At 74.6% G+C, this 21,431-nt stretch carries 12 protein-coding genes and 1 pseudogene; 10 read left to right on the plus strand and 3 right to left on the minus strand.

Going from position 1 to position 21,431, the window contains the following annotated elements; genetic code table 11:
- Positions 1–23: 23 nt before the first annotated feature.
- Positions 24–614 carry a YwqJ-related putative deaminase gene (locus MID12_RS19575; protein ID WP_263169250.1) on the minus strand — a complete coding sequence of 197 codons (591 nt, stop codon included), beginning with the start codon at positions 612–614 and terminating at the stop codon, positions 24–26.
- Positions 615–880: 266 nt separating this feature from the next.
- On the opposite strand from MID12_RS19575, the gene MID12_RS19580 reads away from it, so the two are divergent.
- The 3 genes and pseudogenes from MID12_RS19580 (at position 881) to MID12_RS19590 (ending at position 5,763) form a co-directional block, all read left to right on the plus strand.
- Positions 881–1,855, plus strand: coding sequence for an SMI1/KNR4 family protein (locus MID12_RS19580; RefSeq protein ID WP_040252537.1), 975 nt, complete (start codon positions 881–883; stop codon positions 1,853–1,855).
- 5 nt (positions 1,856–1,860) lie between these two features.
- Positions 1,861–4,495 (plus strand): annotated as a pseudogene (locus MID12_RS19585) (SUKH-4 family immunity protein).
- A gap of 257 nt (positions 4,496–4,752) precedes the next feature.
- Positions 4,753–5,763, plus strand: coding sequence for an LCP family protein (locus tag MID12_RS19590; protein ID WP_263169253.1), 1,011 nt, complete (start codon positions 4,753–4,755; stop codon positions 5,761–5,763).
- A 15-nt stretch (positions 5,764–5,778) separates the two neighbouring features.
- On the opposite strand, the gene MID12_RS19595 is transcribed toward MID12_RS19590, so the two are convergent.
- Positions 5,779–7,446, minus strand: a complete 1,668-nt coding sequence (locus MID12_RS19595; protein WP_411576985.1) for an MFS transporter — start codon at positions 7,444–7,446, stop codon at positions 5,779–5,781.
- A 495-nt stretch (positions 7,447–7,941) separates the two neighbouring features.
- Here MID12_RS19595 and MID12_RS19600 point away from each other — a divergent pair, with 495 nt between their 5' ends.
- The 4 genes from MID12_RS19600 (at position 7,942) to MID12_RS19615 (ending at position 16,190) form a co-directional block, all read left to right on the plus strand.
- Positions 7,942–8,724 carry an ABC transporter ATP-binding protein gene (locus MID12_RS19600; protein ID WP_040252540.1) on the plus strand — a complete coding sequence of 261 codons (783 nt, stop codon included), beginning with the start codon at positions 7,942–7,944 and terminating at the stop codon, positions 8,722–8,724.
- Positions 8,721–11,291, plus strand: coding sequence for an ABC transporter permease (locus MID12_RS19605; protein WP_040252541.1), 2,571 nt, complete (start codon positions 8,721–8,723; stop codon positions 11,289–11,291). Before MID12_RS19600 ends, MID12_RS19605 begins: the two co-directional genes overlap by 4 nt.
- 394 nt (positions 11,292–11,685) lie before the next feature.
- Positions 11,686–15,234: a transcription-repair coupling factor gene (gene mfd / locus MID12_RS19610; RefSeq protein WP_040252543.1), complete on the plus strand. Its 3,549-nt coding sequence runs from the start codon at positions 11,686–11,688 to the stop codon at positions 15,232–15,234.
- An 83-nt stretch (positions 15,235–15,317) separates the two neighbouring features.
- Positions 15,318–16,190, plus strand: coding sequence for an HNH endonuclease family protein (locus MID12_RS19615; RefSeq protein WP_263169284.1), 873 nt, complete (start codon positions 15,318–15,320; stop codon positions 16,188–16,190).
- 48 nt (positions 16,191–16,238) lie between these two features.
- Here MID12_RS19615 and MID12_RS19620 read toward each other — a convergent pair whose 3' ends face one another.
- The gene (locus MID12_RS19620) at positions 16,239–17,183 is read right to left on the minus strand and encodes an alpha/beta fold hydrolase (protein ID WP_263169287.1); all 945 of its coding nucleotides are present in this window, start codon (positions 17,181–17,183) and stop codon (positions 16,239–16,241) included.
- Between the two features lie 278 nt (positions 17,184–17,461).
- Between MID12_RS19620 and MID12_RS19625 the strand changes: the two genes are divergently transcribed.
- The 3 genes from MID12_RS19625 (at position 17,462) to MID12_RS19635 (ending at position 21,265) form a co-directional block, all read left to right on the plus strand.
- On the plus strand, positions 17,462–18,304 hold the full coding sequence (locus tag MID12_RS19625; RefSeq protein WP_263169290.1) for an HAD family hydrolase: 843 nt from the start codon (positions 17,462–17,464) through the stop codon (positions 18,302–18,304).
- Between the two features lie 167 nt (positions 18,305–18,471).
- A complete protein-coding gene (locus MID12_RS19630) occupies positions 18,472–19,869 on the plus strand; it encodes an alpha/beta hydrolase family protein (protein ID WP_263169291.1) in 1,398 nt (465 codons plus the stop codon).
- Positions 19,870–20,254: 385 nt separating this feature from the next.
- Positions 20,255–21,265, plus strand: a complete 1,011-nt coding sequence (locus MID12_RS19635) for a polyprenyl synthetase family protein (RefSeq protein WP_040252544.1) — start codon at positions 20,255–20,257, stop codon at positions 21,263–21,265.
- Positions 21,266–21,431: the final 166 nt, after the last annotated feature.

Below are 21,431 nucleotides of genomic sequence, written 5' to 3' on the forward strand. Positions count from 1 at the left end.
GGCCTTGGTGTGGGGGCGCGGGGTCAGGGGCGTGCGGGGTCGTCGAGGCTGATGCCGAAGTGGGCGGCGAGTGCGGTGCAGGCGCGGCAGGGCGGGGCGTAGCCGCCGTGCAGGGGGTCGCCGTCCTCGCGGATGTGGCGGGTGGTGAGGCGGGCGTTCTTGAGGGTCTTGCGGGCTTCGCCGTTGGTCATGGGTTTGCGCTGGGCGCGCTTGCTGCGCTGGGCGTCGGCGGCGGTGAGGTGGCGGGAGAGCAGCAGGGCCTCGGCGCAGCGTCCGGTGAAGCGGTCGCGGGCGGCGGTGGGGAGCGCGTCGAGGAAGTCCTGGACCAGGTGGTGCAGTGCGGGCGGCCGGTCGGCGCGGCTGGCGGTGCCGGTGAGGCCCGGGGTGTCGGCGCCGGGGAGGGTGAGGGCGGCGGCGATGGCGGGGAGGATGCCGTCGCGGCGGGCGGTGAGGCGCGGCGGGGGCGGGGTGTGGGTGGTGGACCAGCCGACGCGGGGGTCGTGTCCGCCCTCGGGGGGTTCGGGGTGCCGGGTGCCTGCGGTTTCGGGGTGCCGGGTGGTGCCCGCGGGGTCGGTGGGGCCGGTGCCCTCGGTGGTGGTGCCGGTGGTGTTCATGTGATTTCCCCCTCCCTCGGGACCCCCTCCCTGCTCGGGCGGCGGCCTGGGGCGTCGCGCCGAGTGCCGGAGATCCTGCCAAATGGGGTGGGTGGTTCGGTAGCGGGGGCATGGTGACACGCGGGCGGGCGGGGGAGAGCCGCCGGGGAGGGTGAGAGCGGTGACGGCCGGTGACCGGACCGAGCTCCGGTGACCGGTTTGCTGGGAGCGCTTAGGCTGTTCGCCATCCGCTGGACTCGTTTGCTGGACGTATGGGGGCATCTGCCATGACCACTGGGCGCCTCGGGCAGGAGGCCGCGCCGCCGAATGCGGCGTACGCGGGTCAGGTGGTGAGTTTTCCTGATCCGGTGCGCGCGGCGCGCCATCCGCGGGGTGTGCGGGTCGACGAGCGCGGGTTTCCGGTGTTCACGCCCTACGCGCGGGCGGCGGCGGAGATCGCGGAGCCGCCGGAGGGTTTCGGCGTCGACGAGCTGCGGCTGACGGACTTCGTCTCCGCGAACGCGGCGCTCGCCGCCTCCGGCCACGAACTGTGGGAGACCATCCCGTCGGTGGCGACCCCGCACGGCTGGACCTGGCACCACGTACCGGGCGGTCGCCGTCTGGAACTGGTGCCGGTCGAGGTGAAGGCGCTGCTCCGGCACCACGGCGGTCTGGCGACGGCGGCGGTGGACCACGGCAAGCGGGGCACCCGGCCGCTGCAGGAGGTGCGGCCCGCGCACTTCGGGCTGCCGAAGTCGGCGGCGGTGAGCGAGCAGCAGGTGCAGGGCGTCGAGGAGGACCTCGGTTACCGGCTGCCCGGTGCCTACCGCTCGTTCCTGAAGGCGGCGGGCGGCTGCGCGCCGGTGGGCGCGGCGCTCGACGCGGAGCTGGGACTCCTCGTGGACCAGCCGTTCTTCACGGTGCGGGACGAGGCCGCGGTGAACGACCTGGTGTATGTGAACAAGTGCCTGCGGGACCATCTGACCAAGGACTACCTGGGTGTGGGCTTTGTGCAGGGCGGCCTGCTCGCGGTGAAGGTGCGGGGCGAGCGGCCGGGTTCGGTCTGGTTCTGCGCGTACGACGACGCCCGGGACCGGGACGGCTGGTCGGTGGCGGAGCGGGTGGAGCAGCTGCTGCTGCCCTGCGGTGACGACTTCGACGTGTTCCTCGGGCGGCTCGCGGGCAATCCGCCCGAGCTGGAGACCGTGGCGAACCTGATGGTGGACGGCGGATTCGCCCATGCCGTCCCGGTGGGGGAGTGACTTCGATGGTGACCTTCGCGCAGGCGCAGGAGCGCGCCGAGGAGTGGGTGAACGCGGATGTGCCCGCCTACCAGCACCGCGAGGTGCGGGTGCGGGAGTTCGATCTGGGCTTCGTGGCCTGGGCGGAGGACCGCGCGGGCGGTGTCCGGGTGGACGGCGGCGCGCAGCGCCTGGTGATCGCCCGGGACAGCGGGGAGGCGACGCTGTGGCCCTCGCTGCCGGTGGGTGAGGTGATCCGCCGGTACGAGGAGGAGTACGGCGTCCAGGAGGAGCCCGCGGCCGAGGCGGAACCCGCGCCCCCGCAGCGGGTGGACCTGAACCAGACCTCGTTCCTGCTGACTCCGCCGGAGTGGTTGCAGGAGGCCGCGGACAAGCTGGGGATCGGCGACAGCCGGGGCGGTGCGGCGGGGTCGGACCCGTCGGGCGCGGACTCCTCGGGTACGGACTCCGCGGACGTGGACTCCTCGGACGGGGGCTCGCCGGGTGCCGACCGGCCGGAGGCTCCGGGTGCGCCCGTTCCTCCCGCGGCGCCCGCCGCTCCCGTACCGCCGGCTCCGGTCGCCGCCGCCGGGGAGGCCTCGCCGTGGCCCGCCGCGGCGGGCAGCGAGTCGGCCGCGGCGTCCGCCCCGGACGCCTCGACGACGCCCTGGGCGGGTACGGACACCAACGCCGGTTCGGAGGAGGACCGTTCGGTCCCGCTGCCCGCGACGGTGTTCGCGCCGCAGCTGCCGGACCCGGGCGGCGACCCGGCCACGCCGCCTCCCTCGACCTCCCCGGAGGCGAAGACGGCGCTGATCTCGGGCGGCAGCCAGCTCCCGCCCACCGCGATCGCGCCCGCCCTGGACCCCCAGGGCAATCCGCTCTTCCCGCCGCCGGGCGCGCAGCTGCCCGGCACCCCGCCGCCCGGGGCGCCGCCCGCGCCGGGTGCGACCCCGCCGCCGGGTGCGCCGTCGGTGCCGGGCGGTCCGCCCCCGGGTGGCGCCCCGTCCGGGCCGGAGTCCGGGCAGCCGGCCGGTGACATCGCCGACGCGGCGACCAGCAAGGCCACCCCGCCGCCGCGCAAGTCCCGCGGTTCCACGCCGCCTCCGCCGCCCGGCGCCCCCGGTACGCCGGGTGTCCGCCCGGGTGCGACGCCGCCGCCCTCGGGTCCGGGTGCGCCGGGTACGCCCGCCGGAGGCTACGTACCGACGCAGCTGGTCTCGCAGCTGCCGGACAGCCCCTCGGGGCAGACCCCGCCGCCCGCGCCCGGTGCGACTCCGCCGCCGGGTGCGCCGCCCGCGCCGGGCTCGACGCCGCCGCCCGGCCAGAACGTCCACCAGGCCGCGACGATGCTGGCCGACCCGAGCCTCGGCGGCATGGGCAGCCTCGGCGGGACGAAGCCGCCCGGGTCGACCCCGCCGCCCGGGCCGCCGCCCGCGCCCGGGGCGACCCCGCCGCCGCCCGCGCCGGGCTCGACGCCGCCCGGCGGCAATGTCCACCAGGCCGCGACCATGCTGGCCGGGCCCGCGGTCGGCGGCCCCGGCGCGCCGCCGCCCGGGATGCCGCCGGGTGCCCCGGGCGGGCCGCCCGCGGGGGCCGGGGATGCCGCCGGGTGCGCCCGGGATGCCGCCGGGCGCGGTGCCGGGGCAGCCGCCCGCGTACGGCTATCCGCAGGCGCCCGCCGGGCAGCCGATGGTCGGCCCCGGCTATCAGGCGGTGCTGCGCTACCGCGCGGCCGACGGCTCCGAGCAGCAGCTGATCCGGCGCAGCGCGCCGGGCAGCCCGCATCCGGAGTGGCAGATCATGTACGAGCTGCGGGCGATGAACGTCCCCCCGCAGCAGGTCCTCGAACTCCACACCGAGCTGGAGTCCTGCGAGCTGCCGGGCGCCTACTGCGCGCGGATGATCCGGGAGACCTGGCCGCAGGCGCGGATCACCTCGATCGCCCCGTACGGCAGGGACCACGCCTCGCGCCGCCAGGGCATGGAGCAACTCCTGGCCCACCAGGGCGAGTTGCACCAGGTCGCGGACGGTCCCGCGCGCCCGGCGCCGGTGCGCGCGCCGCTGCCGCCGGTGCAGCCGCTGCCGCCGGTCCCGCCGGAGGGGGTGGCGCACGAGCTGGCGCAGGCCTTCGGTCCCGCCGTGTTCCGCTTCGACCAGCGGTCGGTGGCCCGCCAGGGGGTGCCGGAGGTGGTCGCCGCGACCCTGCTGTGGGCGGGCCTTCCGGTGGACTTCGGCCCGTTCTTCTGGGCGCAGGCGCAGCCGGGCCGCCCGGTGCCGACGCTCGCCGAACTGGCCGCGGAGCGCGGGGTGCAGCCCGCCTCGGACGCGGGCTCCTACCTGGTGATGGGCTCCGACTTCGGCCGGGCGATCTGCGTGCAGTACGGCACCGCGCACATCGTGGCCGTACCGGTGGAGGCGGGTCCCGGCGGGGCGCCGGTGCCGCCGCAGTTCGTCAACAACTCGCTGCCGGAGTTCGTGCGCTGCCTGGCGCTGCTCGGCCGGATGTGGCGGCTGCGGACCGGGCTCAACCCGGAGCAGGCGGCGCGCTGGACGATGGACTTCCAGGTCCAGCTGGCCCAGCTCGACCCGGCGGCGCTGGCCTCCGCGGAGAGCTGGTGGTCGGTGCTCCTTGAGCAGATGTGGGACGGGTTGCTGTAGCGGTTCCCCCTCCGGGGGCGGGGTGTCGCGGCGCCGCCTGATCGGCCACTCGCGCCGCGGTCTGATCGGCCATCCGCGTAGCGGCCTGACCGGCCTCGCGCCACGGTCCGATCGGCCACCCGCGCTGCGGCCCGATCGGCCACCCGTGCACCGCCGATCCGCCACTCGCCCCGCGGGCGGTGCCCGTACGGGTGCCGCCCGCCGACCGGCCGGGGTACGGAGCCCCGGGCGGACCGGCGGGCCCGGATCATGCCCGCATGAGCAGGGAGCCGGTGCCCGGGGGATCCGCACCGCCGGGCCCGCCGCCGCGACGGCGCCCGCGGTGGGGCCGTCGGCTCCTGGTGGTCCTGCTCGTCCTGCTGCTGCTCCTGCTCGGCTACGGCGTCGCCGGGTACTTCTGGGCCGGATCCCGGCTGCACACCACCGCCGCCCTGGCCGACCACCCGGGCCGCCCGGCACCCGGCAAGGGCACCAACTGGCTGCTGGTCGGCTCCGACAGCCGGTCCCGGCTGACCCCCGGTCAGCGCAGCAGGCTCCATGTGGGCGGCGAGCACGGCCGCAACACCGACACCCTCATGGTCCTGCACTACGGGCCCGGCGGCACCCGGCTGATCTCGCTGCCGCGCGATTCCTACGTACGGATCCCCGGGCACGGCCGCGGCAAGATCAACTCGGCCTTCGCGCTCGGCGGTCCGCGCCTGCTCACCCGTACCGTCGAGGGCGCCACCGGGCTGCGCCTCGACCACTACGCCGAGATCAGCTTCCTCGGCTTCACCGAGGTCGTGGACGCGCTGGGCGGGGTGCGCCTGTGCCTGCCGCGCGGCGGGCTGCACGACAGCAGGTCCGGGGCGGACTTCGGCCCGGGCTGCCGGACCATGGACGGCGCCCAGGCCCTCGCCTACGTACGGGCCCGCTACACCGACCCCGAGGGCGACCTCGGCCGGGTGAAGCGGCAGCGGCAGCTGGTCGGCGCGGTCTCCGGCAAGGCGCTGAGCCTCGGCGTGCTGCTCAGCCCCTGGCGGCAGCTGCCCTTCGCCGGGGCCTGCCTGGACGCGCTGACCGTGGACTCCGGCACCGGTGTCCCCGCGCTGGCCCGGATGGCGCAGAAGACCCGGGACCTCTCCGCGGGCAAGGGCGCGACCCGCACCGTGCCCGTGGCAGGGGAGACGGTGGTGGCGGGGGTCGGCGATGTCGTGCTGTGGGACGGCCCGGCGGCGCGGGAGCTGTTCGGCGCCCTCGCGGACGGGCGTACGCCACCGGGGAGTTGAGGGCGCGGCGGGCGGTCAGTCGGGGCGTACGCCCTGGCCCGGTTCGCGCGGAGCGGCCGGTCCCGCGGCCGGGGGCACCGGCGGTGTTCCCGGGGGCGCCCCGGGGGAGGGGCCCGGTTCGGGGGCGGCGGCCTCGGCGGTGGGGGCCGGTTCGGTGGACAGGACGGGGAAGCGGCGGGGCGCGAGGAGCAGCAGGACCAGGAGGGCGGCGCCCGCCGCGGCGGCGGCGCCGAGGAAGACCGCGTCGACCGCGGCGTCGACGGCGCGGCGCAGGGTCTCGTCGACCCGACCCGGCTCCTCCAGGGCGCGGTTGACGGCGTCGAGGTCGCCGGTGCCGCCGAGGTGCCCGGCGAGGACGTGGTTGGCGACCGCGCCGAAGACGGCGGCGCCGAGGGTCTGGCCGATCTGGCGGCAGAACAGGATGGAGCCGGTGGCGGTGCCGCGTTCGGCCCAGCCGACCGTGGACTGCACGCCGATGATCAGCGGCAGCTGGAAGATGCCGAGCGCGCCGCCGAGCAGCAGCATGATCAGCGCGGGCTGCCAGGCGGCCCCCGGGTACGGCAGCAGCTGGAAGCCGAGCAGGACCAGGGTGGCCGCGCCGATGCCGAGCGCGGCCGAGTTGCGAAAGCCCACCCGGGCGTAGACGTGCTGGGCGAGCGCGGCCGAGACCGGCCAGCTCAGCGTCATCACCGAGAGCACGAACCCGGCGGCGACCGGGGCGAGTTGGAGCACGGCCTGGGCGTACGTGGGGATGAAGACGGTGGGCGCGACCATCAGGACGCCGAGCGCGCCGAGGGCGAGATTGGCGGCGGCGATGGTGCGCCGCCGCCACACCCAGCCGGGGATGACGGGATCGGCGGCGCGGCGCTCGACGAGGACGACCAGCGCGGCGAGGGCGGCGCCGGTGCCGAGCAGGGCGAGCGAGGGGGCGGAGAACCAGCCCCAGGCGACGCCGCCCTGCACCAGCGCGGTCAGCAGCACGCCGCCGCAGGCGAAGATCGCGAGGGCGCCCGCCCAGTCGACGCGGGGGCGGGCGCGGCGGACCCGGTCGGGTTCGTGCAGGTGGCGGACGAGCAGCCAGAGCGCGAAGACGCCCACCGGCAGGTTGATCAGGAAGATCCACCGCCAGTCGGCGTACCCGGCGAGCACCCCGCCGAGCGCCGGTCCCGCCACCGCGGACAGCGCCCACACGGTGGACAACCGGGCCTGGATACGGGGGCGTTCGCGCAGCGGGTAGAGGTCGGCGGCGACGGTCTGCACGGTGCCCTGGAGGGCGCCGCCGCCGAGGCCCTGGAGGACCCGGAAGGCGATCAGGGCGGCCATGTTCCAGGCCAGGGCGCAGAGCAGGGAACCGGCGAGGAAGAGCAGGCTGCCCGCGATCAGGACGGGCTTGCGGCCGAAGGTGTCGGAGAGCTTTCCGTAGACCGGCAGGGAGACGGTGACGGCGAGCAGATAGCCGGAGAACAGCCAGGAGAAGACGGCGAAGCCGCCGAGGTCGCCGACGATCTGCGGGACGGCGGTGGAGACGATGGTGGCGTCGAGCGCGGGCAGCGCCATGGTCGTCATCAGCGCGGCGACCAGGGGTGCGCCCGGTCCGCTCCGGCCGCCCTTTCGCGCGCCGCCCGCCGCCGGGGTGTCCTCGCCGTCCGGCGCGGGCGGCTGGTGTCCGCGGGCCTCCCCCATCCCCGCTCCCTCCTCCACCCCGGGTCCTGGTCGTCTCCACCTTCTCATCCGGCCGGTCCGCGGTGGCGGCCGTGGTCGGCGGGGGTGCGGTCGGCCCAGGGGCCGAGGGCACGGGGGCGGTTGGGTGGAGGGACCCTGAGAAACGGTCCACCGACGGGTGGAGAGCCCCTAGGGGGAAGTCAGCACTTGGGACCGGCAAGGGTTCGTACCGGCGGAGGACGAGGAGACCGTGTACACGTCCTTAACCTGGCTTTACCCGCTGCGAGGGGGCCGGCCTCAGGCCGGGGGGTGGGGTTTTCCTCAGGAAAAGACTGCGCTGTGCACCAGGGTGCCCGGCACCTCTCGCGGCCCAGACTGAGGACCGACGGCGAGCCCCCTGAAAGTTCGCCGGACCGCCCAAGGCTCCGCCCCGCCCCGGGGAGTGGCCGCGGCACCGTGCATGACGTCATCCGCTCCCGGAGCCCTCGCGCGCCGGATTCGACATAGGAGAACACCGTGACATCGGCTGTGACCATTCCCAGGGACGCTGGAGGGCGTACGGCCGTTGCCGCGCGGGCGCGGCAGGTCGTCAAGGCGTACGGCTCCGGTGAGACCCGCGTCGTCGCCCTCGACCATGTCGACGTCGACATCGCCCGCGGCCAGTTCACCGCGATCATGGGGCCCTCCGGCTCCGGCAAGTCGACCCTGATGCACTGCCTCGCCGGTCTCGACACCGTCAGCTCCGGCCAGATCTACCTGGACGAGACCGAGATCACCGGGCTCAAGGACAAGAAGCTCACCCGGCTCCGCAGGGACCGGATCGGCTTCATCTTCCAGGCGTTCAACCTGCTGCCCACGCTGAACGCCCTGGAGAACATCACGCTGCCGATGGACATCGCGGGCCGCAAGCCCGACGCCCGGTGGCTCAACCAGGTCGTGGAGACCGTCGGCCTCGCGGGCCGCCTCAAGCACCGGCCCACCCAGCTCTCCGGCGGGCAGCAGCAGCGGGTGGCGGTCGCCCGCGCCCTCGCCGCCCAGCCGGAGATCATCTTCGGCGACGAGCCCACCGGCAACCTCGACTCCCGCGCGGGCGCGGAGATCCTCGGCTTCCTGCGCCGCTCGGTGACCGAGCTGGGCCAGACCATCGTCATGGTCACCCACGACCCGGTCGCCGCCTCCTACGCGGACCGGGTGCTCTACCTGGCGGACGGCCGCATCGTCGACGAGATGCACAACCCGACCGCCGAGCAGGTCCTGGACCGGATGAAGTCCTTCGACGCGCGGGGGCGCACCTCATGACCGTCGTGAAGACCTCGCTCCGCAACTTCCTCGCGCACAAGGGACGCATGGCCCTGTCGGCCGTGGCGGTCCTCCTCTCGGTGGCCTTCGTCTGCGGCACCCTGGTGTTCACCGACACGATGAACACCACCTTCGACAAGCTCTTCGCGGCCACCGCCTCCGATGTGACGGTGCTGCCGAAGAACGCCACCGACCCGGACGAGCTGCCGCGCAACGGCAAGCCGGAGTCGCTGCCGGCCTCGGTGCTCGGCAAGGCCCGCGGGGTCGAGGGGGTGCGTACCGCCGAGGGCGCCGTCTCCAGCATGAGCGTGACCGTCGTCGACAAGAACAACAAGAACATGGGCTCCAGCAACGGCGCCCCCACCATCGCCGGGAACTGGACGAAGAACGACACCCGGGCCATGGAGATCTCCTCCGGCCGGGCCCCGCGCCAGTCCGGGGAGGTGATGGTCGACGCGGACACCGCCGACAAGCACCACCTCGAGATCGGTGACGAGCTGCGCACCATCGCGATGACGGGCGACTTCCGCGCGAAGATCACCGGCATCGCCTCGTTCAAGGTGACCAACCCGGGCGCCGCGGTGGTCTACTTCGACACCGCCACCGCCCAGCGCCAACTGCTCGGCACCACCGGCCGGTTCACCCAGCTCAACCTCACCGCCGAGCAGGGGGTGGTGGACGCGGCCCTGAAGACGAAGGTCGCCTCCGCGCTCGACGGCGGCTACAAGGTGCAGACCCAGAAGGAGAACGCCGACGCCAACCGGGAGGGCATCGGCCAGTTCCTCGACGTCATGAAGTACGCGATGCTCGGCTTCGCCGGGATCGCCCTGCTCGTCGGCATCTTCCTCATCATCAACACCTTCTCCATGCTGGTCGCCCAGCGCACCCGGGAGATCGGCCTGATGCGGGCCATCGGCTCCTCCCGCAAGCAGGTCAACCGCTCCGTGCTGGTCGAGGCGCTGATGCTCGGCGTCCTCGGCTCCGTGCTCGGCGTCGGCGCGGGCGTCGGCCTCGCCGTCGGCCTCATGAAGCTGATGAGCGCGGTGGGCATGGAGCTGTCCACCGCCGACCTCACCGTGGCGTGGACCACGCCCGCGGTGGGCGTCACCCTCGGCATCGTCGTCACCGTCCTCGCGGCCTACCTCCCGGCCCGGCGGGCCGGGAAGATCTCCCCGATGGCGGCCCTCAGCGAGACCGGCATGCCGGCCTCCACCCGCTCCGGCTGGCTGCGCGCCGCCATCGGCCTGCTGCTGAGCGCCGCGGGCGGGGCCGCCCTGCTCGCCGCCGGGAAGGCCGACGAGGCCAAGGCGGGCTCGGGCTACCTGGGGGTGGGCGTCTTCCTGACCCTGGTCGGCTTCGTGGTGATCGCCCCGCTGCTCGCCGCCGGTGTCGTCCGCGTGCTGAGCGTCGTGGTGCTCCGGGTCTTCGGACCGGTGGGCCGCATGGCCGAGCGCAACGCCCTGCGCAACCCGCGCCGCACCGGCGCCACCGGCTCCGCGCTCATGATCGGCCTGGCCCTGGTGGCCTGCCTCTCCGTCGTCGGCTCCTCCATGGTGGCCTCCGCCACGGACGAGCTGGACAAGTCCGTCGGCGCCGACTTCATCGTCCAGGGCACCTCGCAGGACATCACGCCGCAGGCGCAGCGGGCCATGAGCAAGGCCCGGTACATCGAGCACCTCACCGAGTACAAGGAGCTCCCGGCGACCCTGACGCTGCCCGACGGCAGCACCGAGAAGTCCGATCTGACGGGCGCCGACCCCACCTACGCCGACGACCTCCGCCGCGAGACCCTCTCCGGCGACCTGAAGAAGGCGTACGGTCCCGCCGCGATGTCGGTCGGCGAGGAGTTCGCCGAGCGCCACCACCTCAAGGTCGGCGAGAGCCTCGGCGTGGACTTCCGGGACGGCGGCACCGCCAAGCTGAAGATCGCCGCCATCACCAGCGACGACGTCACCATCGACAAGGGCGCCATGTACCTCGGCCTGGAGACGGCGCGCCGGCACATCAGCGCCGACCGCCTGCCGCCGAACGTGGCCATGTTCGCCTCCGCCCAGGACGGCAAGGAGAAGGAGGCCTACAAGAGCCTCAAGGCCGCGCTGGCCCCGTACCCGCAGTACAAGGTGCAGGACCAGACGGACTTCAAGGAGGACCTGAAGAACCAGGTCGGCCAGCTCCTGAACATCGTCTACGGCCTGCTCGGACTCGCGATCATCGTCGCCATCCTCGGTGTGGTGAACACCCTGGCGCTCTCGGTGGTCGAGCGGACCCGGGAGATCGGCCTCATGCGCGCCATCGGCCTCTCCCGCCGCCAGCTGCGCCGCATGATCCGCCTGGAGTCGGTCGTCATCGCCCTCTTCGGCGCGCTGGTCGGCCTCGGGCTCGGCATGGGCTGGGGCGCCACCGCCCAGAAGCTCCTGGCACTGGAGGGCCTCGGGGTCCTGGAGATCCCGTGGCCGACCATCCTGACGGTGTTCGTCGGCTCGGCCTTCGTCGGACTCTTCGCCGCCCTGGTCCCGGCCTTCCGGGCCGGCCGGATGAACGTCCTGAACGCGATCGCCACGGACTGAGCGGATCGCCGCGGACCGATCCCGCCGCGGACTGAGCGCCGGGCGCTCGAAGACCACCGCCGCCGCCCGCCCGCGGGGAACCGGGGGAGCGGGCGGGCGGCGACGGGGGACGGGGAGACGGGGAAGGGCCGGGTGCGCGGAGCGCGAGCTCCATGCACTCGGCCCTTCCCCGTGGCGCCTGTTCCGCACGGCATCCGCCCGTCACCTTCCCCTCGCCCCTCGCCCCGCGCCGCCCCGCGTGGGCGCCCGTGCCCCACCGGCCCGTCGTACTCTTGGTAGCCCCCGGCCCGTACACGAGTCGGGGCACTCGCGTTGTCCACCCTGCGGTCGGCCCGTCGGCTTCCTCTGCCCCCGGCGCCCGGGGCCCGGGAACCGGAAGGAAGCAAGAGATCCCATGAGCCTCACCGGTCTGCTCGACGCCGTCGTCAAGGACACGGCACTCACCGAGGCGGTGGGCGCCGCCCGCGACGGCAACCGCATGCACGTCGACCTGGTCGGCCCGCCCGCCGCGCGCCCCTTCGCGCTGGCCGCGCTCGCCCGGGAGAGCGGCCGCCCCCTCCTCGCCGTCACCGCCACCGGCCGGGAGGCCGAGGACCTCGCCGCCGCCCTGCGCACCCTGCTGCCGCCGGACGGCGTCGTCGAGTACCCCTCCTGGGAGACCCTTCCGCACGAGCGGCTCTCCCCGCGCTCGGACACCGTCGGCCGCCGCCTCGCCGTGCTGCGCCGCCTGAGCCACCCCCGCCCCGACGACCCCGAGACCGGACCGGTCTCGGTCGTCGTCGCCCCCGTGCGCTCGGTGCTCCAGCCGCAGGTCGCGGGTCTCGGCGACCTGGAGCCGGTGGCCCTGCGCGGCGGCCAGAGCGCCGACCTGGAGGAGGTCGTCCAGGCACTGTCCGCGGCGGCCTACGCCCGGGTCGAACTGGTCGAGAAGCGCGGCGAGTTCGCGGTCCGCGGCGGCATCCTCGACGTCTTCCCGCCGACCGAGGAGCACCCCCTGCGGGTGGAGTTCTGGGGCGACGACGTCGAGGAGATCCGGTACTTCAAGGTCGCCGACCAGCGGTCCCTGGAGGTCGCCGAGCACGGACTGTGGGCGCCGCCCTGCCGGGAGCTGCTGCTCACCGAGGAGGTACGCCGCCGGGCCGCCGCCCTTGCCGAGCACCACCCCGAACTGGGCGAACTCCTCGGCAAGATCGCCGAGGGCATCGCCGTCGAGGGCATGGAGTCGCTCGCCCCGGTCCTCGTCGACGACATGGAACTGCTCCTGGACGTGCTGCCCGCCGGGAGCATGGGCGTGGTCTGCGACCCGGAGCGGGTGCGCACCCGCTCCGCGGACCTGGTCGCCACCTCCCAGGAGTTCCTGCAGGCCAGCTGGGCGGCGACGGCCGGGGGCGGCGAGGCCCCGATCGACGTCGGCGCGGCCTCGCTGCGCTCGCTCGCCGACATCCGCGAGCACGCCCGCGAGCTCGGCATGATGTGGTGGTCGGTCTCCCCCTTCGCCGCCGACGAGGAACTCGCCGCCTTCGACCCCGAGGGCGCGAGCGACACCCTCAAGCTCGGCATGCACGCCCCCGAGACCTACCGCGGCGACACCGCCCGCGCCCTCGCCGACACCAAGCAGTGGCTCTCCGAGGGCTGGCGCACCGTCTACGTCACCGAGGGGCACGGCCCCGCCGCCCGTACCGCCGAAGTCCTCTCCGGCGAGGGCATCGCGGCCCGCCTGGACACCGACCTCGCCGCGCTCACCCCCTCCGTGGTGCACGTCTCCTGCGGCTCCATCGACTACGGCTTCGTCGACCCCGGGCTGAAGCTCGCCGTCCTCACCGAGACCGACCTCTCCGGGCAGAAGGCCGCGGGCAAGGACGGGCAGCGGATGCCCGCCCGCCGCCGCAAGACCATCGACCCGCTCACCCTGGAGGCGGGCGACTACATCGTCCACGAGCAGCACGGCGTGGGCCGCTACATCGAGATGGTCCAGCGCACCGTGCAGGGCGCCACCCGCGAGTACCTGGTCGTGGAGTACGCCCCCGCCAAGCGCGGACAGCCCGGCGACCGGCTCTACATCCCCACCGACCAGCTGGAGCAGATCACCAAGTACGTCGGCGGGGAGGCGCCCACCCTGCACCGGCTCGGCGGCGCCGACTGGACCAAGACCAAGGCCCGCGCGAAGAAGGCCGTCAAGGAGATCGCCGCCGACCTCATCAAGCTGTACTCGGCGCGGATGGCCGCCCCCGGCCACGCCTTCGGCGCCGACACCCCCTGGCAGCGCGAGCTGGAGGACGCCTTCCCGTACGCGGAGACGCCCGACCAGCTGACCACCATCGCCGAGGTCAAGGACGACATGGAGAAGACGGTCCCGATGGACCGCCTGATCTGCGGCGACGTCGGCTACGGCAAGACCGAGATCGCGGTGCGCGCCGCCTTCAAGGCGGTCCAGGACGGCAAGCAGGTCGCGGTCCTCGTGCCCACCACCCTGCTCGTGCAGCAGCACTTCGGGACCTTCTCCGAGCGGTACGCGCAGTTCCCGGTCAAGGTGCGGGCGCTCAGCCGCTTCCAGAGCGACACCGAGGCCAAGGCCACCCTGGAGGGGCTGCGCGAGGGCTCGGTGGACATCGTCATCGGCACCCACCGGCTGTTCTCCTCGGAGACCAAGTTCAAGGACCTCGGGCTGGTCATCGTCGACGAGGAGCAGCGCTTCGGCGTCGAGCACAAGGAGCAGCTGAAGAAGCTGCGCGCCAACGTCGACGTGCTCACCATGTCGGCCACCCCCATCCCCCGTACGCTCGAAATGGCCGTCACCGGCATCCGCGAGATGTCGACCATCACCACCCCGCCCGAGGAGCGCCACCCGGTGCTCACCTTCGTCGGCCCCTACGAGACCAAGCAGATCGGTGCCGCGATCCGCCGCGAACTCCTGCGCGAGGGGCAGGTCTTCTACATCCACAACCGGGTGGAGTCCATCGACCGGGCGGCGGCCCGGCTGCGCGAGATCGTGCCCGAGGCGCGGATCGCCACGGCGCACGGCCAGATGTCCGAACAGGCCCTGGAACAGGTCGTGGTGGACTTCTGGGAGAAGAAGTTCGACGTCCTGGTCTCCACCACGATCGTGGAGTCCGGCATCGACATCTCCAACGCCAACACCCTGATCGTCGAGCGCGGCGACAACTTCGGCCTCTCCCAGCTGCACCAGCTGCGCGGCCGGGTCGGCCGCGGCCGCGAGCGCGGCTACGCCTACTTCCTCTACCCGCCGGAGAAGCCGCTCACCGAGACCGCCCACGAGCGCCTCGCCACCATCGCCCAGCACACCGAGATGGGTGCGGGCATGTACGTCGCCATGAAGGACCTGGAGATCCGCGGCGCGGGCAACCTCCTCGGCGGCGAGCAGTCCGGCCATATCGCGGGCGTCGGCTTCGACCTGTACGTACGGATGGTGGGCGAGGCGGTGGCCGACTACCGGGCCTCCCTCGAAGGCGGCGTCGAGGAGGAGCCGCCCCTGGAGGTCAAGATCGAGCTGCCGGTCGACGCGCACGTCCCGCACGACTACGCCCCCGGCGAGCGCCTGCGCCTGCAGGCCTACCGCGCCATCGCCTCGGCGAACACCGAGGAGGACATCGCCTCGGTACGGGAGGAACTCACCGACCGCTACGGCAAGTTGCCCGAGCCGGTGGAGAACCTGCTGCTCGTCGCGGGCCTGCGGATGCTCGCCCGGTCCTGCGGGGTCGGCGAGATCATGCTCCAGGGCCCCAACATCCGCTTCTCCCCGGTGGAGTTGCGCGAATCCCAGGAGCTGCGCCTCAAGCGCCTCTACCCGGGCACGGTCGTCAAGGGCGCCGCCCGCCAGCTCCTGGTCCCGCGCCCGAAGCCCGCGAAGATCGGCGGCAAGCCGGTCACCGGGCGCGAACTCCTCGCCTGGACCGGGGAGTTCCTCACCTCGGTCCTCAACTGACCCACCCCGGACGCCCGTCCGCCCGCCCTCCCGTACCGCACGGCCCCGCCCCCGGCTAGCGTGTCGCCCGTCACCGTACGGACATGCCGTCGGGGCAGCGGCGGGCGGAGGCGGGCGTGGCGGAGACGGGCGGACGGGCGGGGCTTCCCGGGGCGGACACCGGCGGCCCGCGGTCCCGGGCGGGGCTCGGCAAGGCGAACCGGCCCGGGCTCCTCGGCACCCAACTGGTGGGCCTGCTCGGCCTGTTGACCCTGGCCACCGGCTGCGACCGGCTGCCCGACCCGGACGAGGCGGCCCCGCCCGGCGGCGGCTCCGGGGACAGCAGGGCGGTGAGCCCGCTGGCCAACCCGGACGGCACCGGACCGGGGCTCGCCGCGCTCACCTCGGAGGCGGACCGGGCCGAGGCGCGCAAGCTCATCCGAGGGCTCGCCACCAAGGGGCGGGGGCCGAAGACGGGGTACGAGCGGGAGGAGTTCGGCTACGCGTGGCTGGACACGGCCGACGGGGTACCGCTGGCGAGGAACGGCTGCGACACCCGGAACGACCTGCTGAAACTCCACGGGCGGCAGGTGCGGTTCCGCTCCGGCTCCGACTGCGTGGTCGCTTCGATGACCCTGCACGACCCGTACACCGGCAAGGACATCGCCTGGAAGAAGGCGAAGGCCGCCGAGGTGCAGATAGACCATGTGGTCCCGCTGTCCTACAGCTGGCAGATGGGCGCCGCCCGCTGGCCGGAGAGCAAGCGCAGGCAACTGGCGAACGACGTGCTCAACCTGCTCCCGGTCGAAGGCCGCGCCAACTCCTCGAAGCGCGACTCCGGCCCCGCCTCCTGGCTGCCGCCGGACAGGACGATCCGCTGCGCGTACGTCACGCGGTTCGCCCAGGTCGCCGGCAAGTACGAGCTTCCGGTGACCACGGCGGACCGGGCGATGATGCTGGAGCAGTGCGGAGGGTGAGGGGACGCGTCCCCGGGGCCCGGGGCGTTCTCCGGGCCCGGCGTCCCCTCAGGCCCGCACCCCGTCCGTAGGCTCCGCACCCCGTGCCGCGGGCGCGGCCTCCGCACCCCGGGCCGCGGCCTCCGCCTCTCCCGCCAGCTGGATGATCTCGTCCGCGAGGCGCCGCCAGAGCTGGCGGGGGAGATCGTGGCCCATGCCGGGGACGGTGAGGAGCCGGGCGCCGGGGATGGCGGCGGCGGTGGCGCGGCCGCCGCTGGGGTCGATCAGGCAGTCGTCGCTGCCGTGCACCACCAGGGCGGGGACGTCCAGCCGGGCGAGCTCGGCGGTGCGGTCCGGGGAGCACATCACCGCGGCGAGCTGGCGGGCGGTGCCGAGCGGGCGGTGGGCGCGGTCGTGGGCGGCGGCGACGTACGCGTACAGCTCCTCCTCCGGGGTGGGGTACTCCGGGGAGGCGAGGACCTGGAGGGAGCGGACCATCTGGGTCAGGGCGGCCTGGCGGGTGCGCTGCTGCGGCGCGAAGAGGATCGCGGAGGCCTCGGGGCTGGGGCGGCCCACCGCGCGCTCGCCGGTGGTGGACATGACGGAGGTCAGGCTGCGCACCAGATCCGGCCGCAGGATGGCCAGTTGCTGCACGATCATGCCGCCCATGGAGACGCCGACCAGATGCGCGGAGCCGATGCCGAGCGCCGTGAGCAGGGCGGCGGCGTCCTTGGCCAGGTCGGGGACGGTGTAGGAGGCGGAGGAGTAGTCGTTGCTCACGATCGCCTGCCAGTCCGGCGGCGGGACGTCCTCCGGGGTGCCCGAGGAGAGCCCGCTGTCCCGGTTGTCGTAGCGGACGACGTGGAAGCCCGCCCTGGCCAGCATCCGGCAGAACTCCGCGGGATAGGCGAGCAGCTGCTGGCCGAGCCCGGCGACCAGGAGCAGGGCGGGGTCCCCGGGGGCGCCGAAGGTCTCGTACTCGATCTCGATGCCGTTCGCCTCGGCGCGGGCCATCGCCCCTCCTCCTGCTCGGTGTCCCGGTGGCCCGGGCCCTGGTTACTGAACCGTAGTCAACAGACCGACCAGACGGTACCGGCTCCCCGGCCGGGGTACGAGACCCGGAGCGCGGAGGTCTCGTACGTCACAGTCCGCCCGGCGGCGGGCCGCCCCGCGCCGGGGCCGGGAGCGCCGCAACTGCCCCTCGCCGTACGGCGGGAGCGGTGGGGGCGGGGCCGTCCTGCACTCCGGGACGGGGCGCGCTTCGGTGATCTCTCTTTCGTATGCTCGCTCCCATGCACAATCCCTCCCCCGCCGGAACCGGGGGGACCTCCGCCCCCGCCGCCCCCTTCGCGCTGATCGCGACGGACCTCGACGGCACCCTGCTGCGCACCGGTGACACGATCTCGGCCCGTTCGCGGGCCGCCCTCGACCGGGCCGCCGCGGCCGGTGCCGTGCACATCGTGGCCACCGGCCGCCCCGTGCCCCAGGTGCGGCCGCTGCTCACCGGTCTCGGATACCAGGGGCTCGCGGTGTGCGGCCAGGGCGCGCAGGTGTACGACGCGGCGCGGGACCGCCTGGTGCACTCCGTCACCCTGGACCGCGAACTCGCCGACACCGTGCTCGGCAAGCTGGAGGCCGAGGTCGGCGCCGTGCACGCGGCGGTCAACCAGGCCGACACCGAGGGCCTGACGCTCGCCGAGCCCGGCTACCGGATGCCGCACCCGACGCTGCCCGCCACCCGGGTCGAGGGCCGCCGCGGGCTGTGGGCCGAGCCGATCAACAAGGTCCTGGTGCGCCACCCGGACCTCAGCGACGAGGAACTGGCCGCCGCCGCCCACCAGATCGTCGGCGACCTGGTCACCGTCACCCGGGCGGGCACCGACATCGTGGAGCTCCAGCCCTACGGCGTCACCAAGGGCGCGGGCCTCGCGCTCGCCGCCGAGCGGCTCGGCCTCGGCCCCGCCGGGACGATCGCCTTCGGGGACATGCCCAATGACATCCCGATGTTCCAGTGGGCCGCCCACGGCGTCGCCATGGCCAACGCCCACCCCGAACTGAAGGCCGTCGCCGACGAGGTGACCCTCTCGCACGAGGAGGACGGGGTCGCGGCGATCCTGGAACGCCACTTCGGCTGAGGGGCCCCGCCGGGACGGGGGCTATCCGCCTCGGGGCGGGGTGGTACCCGCCTCGGGGCGGGTCGTACCAGGGTGCCGTCCCGGCCCGTCCGGGCGGGCCGAAAGTCGCATCCGCGCTCCTCTCGGAGGCGGACGACGGGCGCGGGCCCGCTGCCTAGCGTTCTGGCATGACCACCTACCGCAGTGCGGCCCGGGCGCGAACAGGCGCGCGGGGCCGCAGACTTCCGGGCGGCCGTACGGCCCCGGCCCTCGGCACCCGGCTCCTGCTCGCCCTCGCGCTGGCCGCGATCCCCCTGGCGGCGGCACCCTCCGCGCTCGCCGCCGCCGAGCGGGCACCGGCCGCCGCCGGGCAGTCCCCGCGCGCCGCCGGGCAGTCCCCGGCCGTCGCCGAACGGTCCCCGGCCGCCGTCAAACGGTTCCCGGCCGCCGCCCAGGGGGAGGCGCACGCGGGCGCGCAGGAGCGGCTCCGGCTGCCGCGCCCCACCGGCCCCTTCCGGGTCGGCGCCGAGACCCTCCACCTCACCGACCACAGCCGCCGCGACCCCTGGGTGCCGGAGGCGGGCGACCGGGAGCTGATGGTCTCGCTCTCCTACCCGGCCCGCAGCGGGGGAGCGGGCCGGGAGCGGCCCTACCTCACCGGGGAGGAGGCCCGGCTCCTGGTCGAGTTCCAGGGGCGGCCGGGGGTGGACCCGGCGCGGGTGGCGGCCACCCGTACCCATGCGCGCACCGGCGCACGCCCGGCGCCCGGCCGCTTCCCGCTGGTGCTGCTCTCGCCCGGCTTCACGCTGCCGCGGGCGACCCTCACCTCGCTCGCCGAGGACCTCGCCTCCCGCGGGTACGTGGTCGCCGCGATCGACCACGCCTACGAGTCCTCCGGCACCGCCTTCCCCGGCGGACGCACCCTGACCTGCGTGGCCTGCGAGCGGACCGACCCGGAGACGGGGGACACCCCCCTCGCCGCGGTCGCCGAGGGCCGGGCCGCCGACTTCTCCTTCGTCCTGGACCAGCTGACCGGCCCGAGGGGCGCCGCCGGAGCGCGGACCGGCGGCGGCGACCCCGCCCTGCGCCCGTACACCCGCCTGATCGACCGGGAGCGGACCGCCGCCGCCGGGCACTCCATCGGCGGGAACGCCTCCTCGGCGGTGATGGCCGCCGACGAACGGGTCGGCGCCGGGGTGAACATGGACGGCACCTTCTTCGCCCCGGTGCCCGCGGCCGGGCTCGGCGGGCGGCCCTTCCTGATGCTCGGCGCGGACGCCCACCACGGGCCGGGCGGCGGGGACGCCAGCTGGGACACGGGCTGGGCGGCGCTCGACGGCTACAAGCGCTGGCTCACGGTGACCGGCACCGGGCACATGAGCTTCACCGATCTGCCGGTGCTCGGCGACCAACTCGGCCTGGAGGACCCGGGGGCACCCCTGCCGGGCGCGCGCAGCGCGGAGGTCACCCGGGACTACCTCGCCGCCTTCCTCACCCTGCACCTGAAGTCCGTACCGCAGCCGCTGCTCGACGGGCCGACGCCGCAGAACCCGGAGGTGCGGTTCCACCGGCCCCGCCGGTCCTGAGGGCGCGCGGGCCTGCCAGGGGTGCCGCCGGGTGCCGTGCCGCAAGGGGCGCGGTGCCCGGCGGCGGTGTCCCCGGGCGGCCCGGCGGGATCCGCGCGGGGCCGCGCGAGGGCGGGGCCGGGGATGACTCTTCTGCCGTACCCGGGGCGCATCCGGCGGACCCCGGGAAGCCGCGGAGGCGCGGCCCGGCGGACGCCGCTCGCCCGGCAATCACGGGCCCCGGGCCGCTGACCGCCGCTTTGTGACCGCATGCTGCCCCGATTGTCCGGGCAGGCGCTCACTGTGATCGAAAGACGACCGGATACGCTGAGTTGAATGAACGCAGCGACACATCGACAAACCGTGTGATCGACTCTGTGATCGTCAGCAGACAGGAGACCCCCTCGTGACCGTCGTCGTGCCCTTCGGGCTGAGCGTGCGGGACACGGCTCTCGAGGCCGATGTCCAGGCCGGATTGACGGCCGTCGAGGAGGGCCTCCTCGAGGCCACCAAGAGCGAGATGCCGTTCATCACCGAGGCCGCGCAGCACCTGGTGCGCGCGGGCGGCAAGAGGTTCCGTCCGCTGCTGGTCATGCTGGCCGCGCAGTTCGGCGACCCGAACGAACCGGGCATCGTGCCCGCCGCGGTGGTCGTGGAGCTGACGCATCTGGCGACGCTCTACCACGACGACGTGATGGACGAGGCGGACGTGCGCCGCGGCGTCCCGAGCGCCAACACCCGCTGGGGCAACTCGCTGGCCGTGCTCACCGGCGACTTCCTCTTCGCCCGGGCCTCGCAGATACTGGCCGACCTCGGTCCCGAGGCCGTCCGTATCCAGGCGCAGGCCTTCGAGCGCCTGGTCACCGGCCAGATCCTGGAGACCGCGGGCCCGCGCGACGGCCGCGACCCGGTCGAGCACTACCTCGACGTCCTCGGCGGCAAGACCGGCTCGCTGGTCGCCGTCTCCGGCCGCTTCGGCGCGATGATGTCCGGTGCCGACGAGCAGGTCGTCGACATCCTCACGCAGTTCGGCGAACGCCTCGGGGTCGCCTTCCAGCTCGCCGACGACGTCCTCGACATCGCCTCCGACTCCCAGGAGTCCGGCAAGACCCCCGGCACCGACCTGCGCGAGGGCATCCCCACGCTGCCGGTGCTGCGGCTGCGCGAACTGGCCGCCCGCCGCGGCCGCGAGGAGGACACCGAGCTGGTCGCCCTCCTGGAGTCCGACCTCAGCGACGACGCCCGGCACGCCGAGGCACTGGCCCGGCTGCGCGTCCACCCCGCCCTCGAACTCGCCCGCGAGGACACCGTCCGCTACGCCGAGGACGCCCGCGCCACCCTCGCCCCGCTGCCCGAGTGCGCCGCCAAGTCGGCCCTCCTGGAGCTGTGCGACGCGGTCGTGCACCGGGCGGGCTGAGACCGCACCGGCTCGTCACGGGCGAGGCTTACGCACCCCTGGCGAGGCGAGCCCCCCATGGGCAGCGGGCCGTCCCGGCGCCCCACGGGCTGCGGGTCGTCCCGGCGCCTCCACGGGCAGCGGGCCGTCCCGGCGCCTGAAGCGCGGTCGGCCCGTGTGCCGGGGG

The sequence above is a fragment of the Streptomyces sp. SCSIO ZS0520 genome (assembly GCF_025643355.1).
GTDB classification, from domain to species: domain Bacteria; phylum Actinomycetota; class Actinomycetes; order Streptomycetales; family Streptomycetaceae; genus Streptomyces; species Streptomyces physcomitrii.